This is a genomic window from Steroidobacter sp. (genome assembly GCF_016790065.1).
Classification (GTDB): Bacteria; Pseudomonadota; Gammaproteobacteria; order Steroidobacterales; family Steroidobacteraceae; genus Steroidobacter.
The window spans coordinates 1-6507 of sequence record NZ_JAEUPY010000766.1 but is presented as its reverse complement, the minus strand read 5'-3'; the positions used below and the strand labels follow the sequence as shown (position 1 = coordinate 6507).

Below are 6507 nucleotides of genomic sequence, written 5' to 3'. Positions count from 1 at the left end.
GGCGATTCGTGAGGACTTCGGCGCCGACCGCGACGGCTGGGCCCTGTTCGGTCAGGGCAGCTGGCAAGCGACGGACCATGTCGAGCTGACGCTCGGTTCGCGTTACTCGCGAGAGACGGTCTCAGTGGACGGTCAGCGGTTGCGTAACATCACGCAGATCGAGAATGCCAATCCGACGTTCTTTACCTTGAGCGGTGAAGATACGTTCAGCGACGTCACCTCGACCGCGTCGCTGTCCTATAAATGGAACAGCTCGGTCAGCTCCTATGTGACGGCGGCGCAAGGTTGGAAGGCCGGCGGCTTCAATCGCTATCCGAGCACGGCTGCAGCTGTGTTGCCGTACGACGCCGAGACGTCGATGAACTATGAGGTTGGCTTGAAAGGCGCTTGGCCGGCGCAACGGATGTCCGCCAATCTCGCCGTCTATTACATCGACATCAAGGATCAGCAGTTGACGACGGTGACGCCGGACTCGCGCGGCGTGCCGGTGACAACCATCACCAACGCCGGTAAGAGCCGTAGCCAAGGTGTCGAGCTGGAACTGGCGGTGTCGCCGACGCAGCGTTTCGATGCGCAGTTGTCGTTGGCCTATACCGATGCGGAGTTCACTGATTTCACGCAGCGTGCTGCCGGTGGCGCGTTTGTCGTGCGCGATGGTCGGCCGTTCGAATACGTTCCGAAACTCACGGGCTCTTTGACGCTCGAATATCGCTTCCCGGTGCTGGGCGATCGCGACCTGGCAGTGAATGTGAATTATCGCTACGTCGATGACTATCAAGTGCCCGATGGCGGTTTCCTGGCGTCGCTGGGCAGCACCATGCTGGTCGAGGACTACGATCGGCTGGATCTGCGGGCCACCCTGTCGCTGGGCGATTGGAAGTTGTCCGCGTTCGTTCGTAACGTGCTCGATAGCTTCGATTACACCAACATCAGCTACAGCGGCTTCATCGACCCGACGCCGGCGGACTATCTGGTGATGCCGCTCGAGCCGCGAACCTTCGGTGCCGTACTTAGCCGCAAGTTCTAAACGCGAGGTTACTGACCGCTCAACGCACGCGCGGCGACGAGGGTGTTATGCAGAAGCATGGTGATGGTCATCGGTCCCACACCTCCCGGCACCGGAGTGATGTGCGATGCTTTCAAGCGCACCGCTTCGAAGTCGACGTCGCCGACGATACGTCCGTCCGGCAAACGATTGATACCGACATCGATCACGACCGCGCCGGTCTTCACCATCGGCGCGAGAATCAGATTGGGACGGCCGGCCGCGACCACCAAAATGTCGGCGAGTATCGTGAACTGCGCCAGATCGCGAGTCTTGGCGTGACAGATACAAACCGTTGCGTCCTTCTGCATCAGCATCAAAGCGGTCGGCTTGCCGACGATGTTGCTGGCGCCAACCACCACGACGTTCTGGCCGGCGATGGGAATCTGCTCGGCCTCCAACAACTTTTGTACTCCATAGGGCGTGCACGGTGAGAACACCGTAGAGCCCACGACCAAACCGCCGACGTTATACATGTGGAACCCATCCACGTCCTTGTCCACCGAGATGCGTTCCAACACGGCGCGCACGGGCAGATGGGCGGGCAATGGCAATTGCACCAGGATGCCGTGCACCGTCTTATCTTCGTTGGCAGCATCGATGACCGCCAGCAACTCTGGCAGCGTGACCGATGCCGGCAATGCCACCGTCGCCGACTCTATGCCGACATCTCGGCAAGCCTTCGCCTTGTTCGATACATATAGCCGGGACGCGGCATCGCTACCGACCAGCACCACGGTGAGTTTTGGCCGAACGCCGGTGCTACGTTCGAACTCAGATATTTCGGCGGCCAGGCCGGCGCGCAGCTGCTTGGCGTGCTTGACCCCATCGATGATTCTGGCGCTCAATGCAGTCTCGCAATATCCATACAGATGTGTATAGAGTACTGCATGGCGATGAATCTGCAAGCGGCGCATACAGCACTTTGGTGGCAGTCACAGCTGTCCAGCGGATGTCCGGACGCAGTACCGGCGTTCAGTTACCATGCACCTGTATGAAGAGAAGCAAAGTGGCTGCAAATTCCGTCACCGTCATCGGTAAAAGGAAGTCGCGCGAGGACTGGATTGCCGGCGCCCGCAAGATGTTGGTGAAGTCCGGTGTGGACGCAGTCAAGATCGATCGCCTGGCCAGCGAGCTGCATGCCACGCGCGGTAGTTTCTACTGGCACTTCACCGATCGTGACGATCTGCTCAACGCGTTGTTACACGATTGGGAGGTGAACAACTACGTCGCCATCGCCACCATTCGCGCCAGCTGGGCTGGGACCCGGCCGGACCTGACCGAACTGATCGAGCTGTGGGTGGAAGAGGGTACTGCGTCGCCGGCCTTCGGCATGGCCATCCGCACTTGGGCGCGCGGCGATGCCAAGGTCGAAGAGGTCATGCATCGGGTCGACAACGAATGGATCAATCTGTTGCAGCTGTTGTTTTCTCCGGACCTCTACGATGCGTCCGAGCGGTTGGTGCGTGCTCGTATCGTCTATTTCCATCAAGTCGGCTATCACGCGCTGGCCATGCGTGAACCGCAGGACGAACGCTTGCGCCTGATTCCTTACTACTACAAGGTGCTCACCGGCCATGAGGCTGGCGACAACCTGCGCGACGCGCTAAAAGCTTTCGAGCACGACAAAAGACCGGTGAAGGCCAGCAAAGCAACTTCGACGCGGCGTAAGAAGAGCTGACGATACTTACGCTTCCATGTCTTTCGCGAGATGTCGACTGCTCATCAGTAACATCCAGGCACACGGCAGAAGCAGCAGCATCACGATGACTAGCGCGTAGCGGATTCCCACCGGACCATGCATCGCGCTGAATGCGTCACTCATCGCACCAGCAATGACCGGGCCCAAGCCGAGCCCGATCAAATTGGCGAAGAAGAACACCACCGCCACCGCCATCGCTCGTCGCGCCGAACCGCAGATTGCATGTAGGGCAGCGAACATTGCAGGCACAGTTGCATTCAGAGCGACGCCTGCGAGCCCGGCGAATACCAGTACTGTCGCATACGTCGGTGCCAGCAACATCGCTTCGTACAAGGGCCAAGCCAATACCAGTCCCAAGGCCGGCAGTCGGCCGAGCCACGCTGGATTGCGTTGTGCGAGTCGGTCCGTGAGGAAGCCGCCGAGCACTGTCCCGGCGATGGAGGACACCGCCGAGACGGCTCCATACGACGTGCCGATTTCCGCCAGCGACACGTTCAAAACGCGGATCATGTAAGAGGGGAAGAACACCACGGCGCCGTAAGCGACCAGAAAATAGATCACCATCGCGATCAGCAGGTAGACGAAGGTGCGCTTGGCCAGCAACGCCTCAAAGGTCGCGCGAATCGATTCCTGCGAGTTGGGCAGCGGTTGGAACTGCGGCAGCGTTCTGGGCTCGTGCAGGACGAAGTGCACCAGGATCGCCAGCGCCAGGCCGGGTAGACCCACGATCAGGAAGGCGGCGCGCCAGCCATAGTCGGTGGCGATCTTCGCGCCTACAACGAACCCGAGCAGATAGCCGATCATCCCGGACGACATGAAAACGGCCAGCGCTCGCGCGCATCGAGTCGGGCCGAAGTAGTCGGCAATCAAAGATTGGGCGGGCGGAATGGCACCGGCTTCACCAGCTCCGACGCCGATTCGCGCCAACACCAGTTGCCAGAACGATTGCGCCATTCCGCACAGCGCGGTCATCACGCTCCAGATCGTCAGCGAGATCGTGATGATGGTTTTACGATTGCCGCGATCCGCCCAGCGAGCCACTGGTATTCCCAGCGTGGCGTAGAAGACTGCGAAAGAAATGCCTGTTAGCAGGCCGAGCAACGTGTCCGAGACGCCAAACTCTGCTTTGATGGGCTCGAGCAGTACTGAGATGATGTTGCGATCGACGTAGTTCGAGGTGGAGACCAGGAACAACACCGCCAGGAACGACCACTGCCGCGTAGGGCTGTACAAATTCCAGGGATGCTGAATCGGGGTGTGCTTCACGTGACCTTCGCGGTGTCGGTTCGCTTCAAGGGACGAATCAGTGTAGACGCACCTCGTCGCTGATTCCTCAATGGGCGGCGTTGTTCATTGTGGGCCGCCGGTCGGGCTGCGTCTTGAGTGGGATGATCGTCAGATCCGGAGGGATCGTGAACACTGAGCTCTCTCGTTACGTGGTGAATCCAGGTCCGAAAGTCCCCGTGACCGGACTCGACGCGGCCGTGACCACGGACTCGGCCATCGTTACCGAGACCATGGTCAACGTGCTCAAGCGGGGCGGTAACGCGGCCGACGCGGGCATCGCGGGTTGCTTGGTGCAGGCGGCCGTCGAACCGTTCATGACCAATCACGCCGGCCTGGTCACGTTCCTTTATTACGAAGCCAAGACCGGCATCATTCATCAGCTCGACAGTCTCGGTGGCTTTCCATCCGGACTGCCGCCGTTCAAGCCGGTGCCGCCCGGCATGGGCCCGTACGCGGCGCTGCCGCCGTCGGCCATCATTCCTGGCTTCATGCCCGGGCTCAAAGCCATTCACGAGCGCTTCGGCTCGCGTCCGTGGGGTGAGTTGTGTCGCGACGCTGTGACTTGGGCGGAGCAGGGGCATGCGGTGTCCACGTTCGAGTACGGCGTGAACATTTTCGGTGAGAAGTTCACTTGTTATTTCCCCGAAGGCCGCGACTTCTATCAACCCAAGGGCTATTTCCCCAACGTGGGTGATGTGTTCGTGCCGCCAGGTATGGCGACGACCCTGAAGGGTGTGGCCGAGCACGGGCCCGATTACATGATCACCGGGCCGTGGGCGCGCGAGTTCGTCAAGAAGGCGAACCAGATGGGCTGGAAGATCACCGCAGATCACATGACCGAAACGCCGCCGCGCTGGGTGCAGCCGCTGCGCTTCGCTCATCACGAGTACGAGATCGTGAGTCTCGGGCCACCGCAGGCTCAAGGCGTTTACATCGCCATTGCGCTCGGCGTGTTGAAGCATCTTGGCATTCGTCAGATGAAGCCGGGCTCCGCGGATCATTTCTGTGCTATGGGGCATGCGCTTCGTCAGGCGTCACGGCATTGGGAGTACGTGCAAGACGATCAGGTGTACGGCGTGCCTCGCGAGGAATTGCTCGACGATGCTTATCACGCGCATCTCGCCAAGATGATTCGCATCAGCCGTCCCAAGATCGATCTCACCGAACACATTCGTCTGAGCGGCGATGGTCCGTCGAGTGGCGGAGACTTGCTGTCGCTGTTCGCGGGTGCTGGTGGCCGCCCGCGGCTCGGCAAATCCGACAACGCACAGCCCTCTGGCTCTTGCGAACTGGCGGTGGTCGATGCCGAAGGCAACTGGGTGCAGATGATGAATACGCTGCAGGGCTCGGGCATCCCTGGCATGGTCATCGGTGGCGTGCCGATGGTGGGTAGTCATGCAACCTTCGGTGCTCTCACCAGTCCGATGGATGCAACGCTCGTCAAAGGCGCGAAAGCTCGTTGCATCATCGGCAATACGCTGGTGTTGAAAAACGGCCGACCGGTGTTGTCGGCAGGCTCGCCGGGCAACGTTCATTGCACGATGCCCCAGGTGCTGACCTATGCGCTGGACTTCAAACTCGATCCTTATGCGAGCGTCGACGCGCCTCGTATGCTGCCCATGACCGAAGGACGCAGCGTGGTGATTGAGGATCGTTTGGCGCCCGGCGTTGTGGAGGATCTGCATCGACTCGGCGTTCGCGTGTCCGTGACGCCGAGCTACGATTACCACATGGGATCGTTCTCTGTGATTGCCCGGGACGAAAAGACGGGGAAGTACACGGCGATTGCAGATCCGCGCCGCTGCGCGGTGGCAGATGGACTAAAGGCTTGATGGCAGCGAGGTCAGCATGATTCTGTTCCAGAACGCGCGCGTGTTCGATGGTGTGAACGAGGAGTGCCAGGAAGGCATGTCCGTTCTCGTCGAGGGCGGTCTGATTCGCGAGGTGTCGGCGTCGCCGATCAAATCGGCCAACGCGCAGGTGATCGACGTTGCGGGCAGAACGCTGATGCCGGGGCTCATTGATGCCCACGTCCATGCTTACGCGAGCGATGTGAATGTTCAAAAGATCGATCACGCGGGTGCCCCTTATCGAACGGCACACGCAGCTCGCATGTTGCGATTCGCATTAGAGTCCGGATACACCACCGTGCGCGATGTGGGCGGTGGTGATTGGAGTCTTTGGCGAGCCATCGAAGATGGTCTGTTGGTCGCGCCGCGCTTTTTCTATTCGGGCAAAGCACTGTCTATGACCGGCGGGCACGGCGACATGCGAGGGCCCGGCGTAAGCACTCACACAGAAGGCTATTGTTCCTGCGGCCATTCGCAGTCATTGACCATCGTTGCGGACGGATTGGACGAATGCATCAAGGCTGCGCGCGAAGAGCTTCGTCGTGGCGCTCATTGCATCAAGATCATGGGCTCCGGCGGCGTGGCTTCACCAAGCGATCCTATTTGGATGAATCAGTATCGAG

At 60.1% G+C, this 6507-nt stretch carries 6 protein-coding genes; 4 read left to right on the top strand and 2 right to left on the bottom strand.

What is annotated here, in order from left to right:
• On the top strand, positions 1–1027 hold a 1027-nt coding region (locus tag JNL55_RS31170), incomplete at its 5' end, for a TonB-dependent receptor (protein ID WP_293863766.1).
• 8 nt (positions 1028–1035) lie between these two features.
• On the opposite strand, the gene JNL55_RS31165 is transcribed toward JNL55_RS31170, so the two are convergent.
• A complete protein-coding gene (locus JNL55_RS31165; protein WP_293863763.1) occupies positions 1036–1893 on the bottom strand; it encodes a bifunctional 5,10-methylenetetrahydrofolate dehydrogenase/5,10-methenyltetrahydrofolate cyclohydrolase in 858 nt (285 codons plus the stop codon).
• A 146-nt stretch (positions 1894–2039) separates the two neighbouring features.
• Between JNL55_RS31165 and JNL55_RS31160 the strand changes: the two genes are divergently transcribed.
• Complete coding sequence (locus JNL55_RS31160) at positions 2040–2726, top strand: TetR/AcrR family transcriptional regulator (RefSeq protein ID WP_293863760.1); 687 nt, start codon at positions 2040–2042, stop codon at positions 2724–2726.
• 6 nt (positions 2727–2732) lie between these two features.
• On the opposite strand, the gene JNL55_RS31155 is transcribed toward JNL55_RS31160, so the two are convergent.
• On the bottom strand, positions 2733–4013 hold the full coding sequence (locus tag JNL55_RS31155; RefSeq protein ID WP_293863757.1) for a spinster family MFS transporter: 1281 nt from the start codon (positions 4011–4013) through the stop codon (positions 2733–2735).
• A gap of 146 nt (positions 4014–4159) precedes the next feature.
• Between JNL55_RS31155 and JNL55_RS31150 the strand changes: the two genes are divergently transcribed.
• Together JNL55_RS31150 and JNL55_RS31145 are read left to right on the top strand one after the other, a co-directional pair.
• Positions 4160–5866, top strand: coding sequence for a gamma-glutamyltransferase (locus JNL55_RS31150; RefSeq protein ID WP_293863754.1), 1707 nt, complete (start codon positions 4160–4162; stop codon positions 5864–5866).
• 16 nt (positions 5867–5882) lie between these two features.
• Positions 5883–6507 (top strand): amidohydrolase family protein (locus tag JNL55_RS31145; protein ID WP_293863751.1); only part of this gene is annotated, 625 nt, incomplete at its 3' end.